Genomic DNA, 2036 nt, shown 5'->3' on the forward strand with positions numbered 1-2036 from the left:
GTAAGCGATCCACCGTGCCCACATTTAAATCCGCTAGTTGAAGCCTGAAGCTGTGCTCCCGATCTCTTTCAGGAGCCAGCAACCATGATGCGTCCCGACGCCAAAGTTGAAAAAGTGTACCTCTACCCTAAACCCGTGGACTTTCGAAAATCTATCGACGGCCTGTCTGCCCTCGTCGAATTGGATATCAAGGTCGCGGTGTTTGATCCCGTGCTGTTCGTTTTCCTGAATCGCCACCGTAATCGAGTGAAAATCCTCTATTGGGAGCGCAACGGCTTTTGCCTTTGGCTCAAGCGCCTGGAGTCCGAGCGCTTCAAAACATCGCCTGATCTCACCGACGAAGCCATTGTACTAACGGTTCAAGAATTGAATTGGCTGCTGGATGGTTTTGATCTATGGAGGAACCGTCCGCATCAAGTTTTAACTCCTCGATTCGTCGCCTGATCGGATATAATCCGGGCATGAATTTGATGCCCGACGACCTCCCTGATGATCCGGTTCTGCTCAAGCAAATGCTTGTGCAGATGCTCAGTGAGCGTCAGGTGGACAAGGGCCAGATCATTGACCTGAAAGAGCAGATCACGCTATTGCGTCAGCGCTTGTTCGGGCGCAAATCAGAACAAACAGTTGATCCGCAGACACCGCAGCTCGCACTCTTTAATGAGCCCGAAAGCCTCGTGGTTCCCACTGATGAGTCTGACGAAGAAGTTGTTGCCCCGACCCAGCGCCGTGGCAAACGCAAACCGCTGTCCGCCGATCTGCCGCGCATTGAAGTCATCCACGAACTGCCCGAGCACGAACTGACCTGCGCGTGTGGCTGCCGCAAACACAGCATCGGCGAAGAAACCAGTGAACAGCTGGAAATCGTGCCGATGCAGATCCGCGTGATCAAATACATCCGCAAGGTCTACGCGTGCCGTGGTTGTGAAACGGCACCGGTCACCGCCGACAAACCGGCTCATCTGATCGAAAAGAGCATGGCCAGCCCCAGCGTTTTAGCGATGTTGCTGACCACCAAATACGTCGACGGTTTGCCACTGTATCGGTTCGAAAAAGTACTTGGCCGACACGGCGTCGATATCCCCCGCCAAACCTTGGCGCGCTGGGTGATTCAGTGCGGCGAACACTTGCAGCCGTTGCTGAATTTGATGCGCGACCGGTTGCTGGAAAGTCCAGTTATCCACTGCGATGAAACACGGGTACAAGTGCTGAAGGAGCCGGATCGAGACCCGACCAGCCAGTCCTGGATGTGGGTCCAAGCCAGCGGCCCGCCTGCGCGCCCAGTTGTCCTGTTTGACTACACCACCAGCCGAGCGCAGGAGGTGCCGCTGCGCCTGCTTGCCGATTATCGCGGCTACCTGATGACCGACGATTACGCTGGCTATAACGCCTTGGGCGCGCAGCCAGGTGTCGAGCGTTTGGGCTGCTGGGCGCATGCGCGACGTAAGTTCGTCGATGCGCAAAAAGTGCAGCCCAAGGGTAAGACCGGGCGAGCCGACATGGGGCTGAATCTGATCAACAAACTGTATGGCATCGAGCGTGAACTCAAAGAGGTCACTGATGATCAGCGTTTTGTCGGTCGACAGGAAAAAAGCCTGCCGGTACTCGCAGAACTAAAAAGCTGGCTGGAGAAAACCCATCTCCAGGTGACAACGCAAAGTGCCTTGGGCAAGGCCGTCGGTTATCTGGCCAGCAACTGGAGCAAGCTTGAGCGTTACACCGAGGCCGGCTTCCTGCCCATTGATAACAATAGGGCAGAACGAGCAGTAAAACCCTTTGTGATCGGTCGTAAAAACTGGATGTTCAGCGACACGCCCAAGGGCGCCACTGCCAGTGCGCAGATCTATAGCCTGATCGAAACTGCCAAAGCCAACGGCCAGGAGCCCTATACGTGGCTGCGCCACGTACTTGAACGCCTACCGCAAGCTACTTCGGTAGAAGACTTCGAAGCCTTGCTGCCGTGGAACTGCTCGCCAGAGATGCCACGGTAACCATTAAGCCCATCGTTTGGTATGTGGGGTTTATGAGGCGCTTAC

At 55.5% G+C, this 2036-nt stretch carries 2 protein-coding genes; both read left to right on the forward strand.

Annotated elements, in window-relative coordinates:
• Positions 1–84 precede the first annotated feature (84 nt).
• Positions 85–444: an IS66 family insertion sequence element accessory protein TnpB gene (gene tnpB, locus ACZRJ6_RS26170; protein ID WP_256666438.1), complete on the forward strand. Its 360-nt coding sequence runs from the start codon at positions 85–87 to the stop codon at positions 442–444.
• A gap of 17 nt (positions 445–461) precedes the next feature.
• A complete protein-coding gene (gene tnpC / locus ACZRJ6_RS26175; RefSeq protein ID WP_463970660.1) occupies positions 462–1991 on the forward strand; it encodes an IS66 family transposase in 1530 nt (509 codons plus the stop codon).
• The last annotated feature ends 45 nt before the right edge of the window (positions 1992–2036 follow it).

The organism is Pseudomonas sp. C321 (assembly GCF_055407105.1).

Excerpts from the sequence above, each read along its gene's own strand:
- tnpB (WP_256666438.1), top strand. The coding sequence starts at position 85 with ATGATGCGTCCCGACGCCAAAGTTGAAAAAGTGTACCTCTACCCTAAA.
- tnpC (WP_463970660.1), top strand. The coding sequence starts at position 462 with ATGAATTTGATGCCCGACGACCTCCCTGATGATCCGGTTCTGCTCAAG.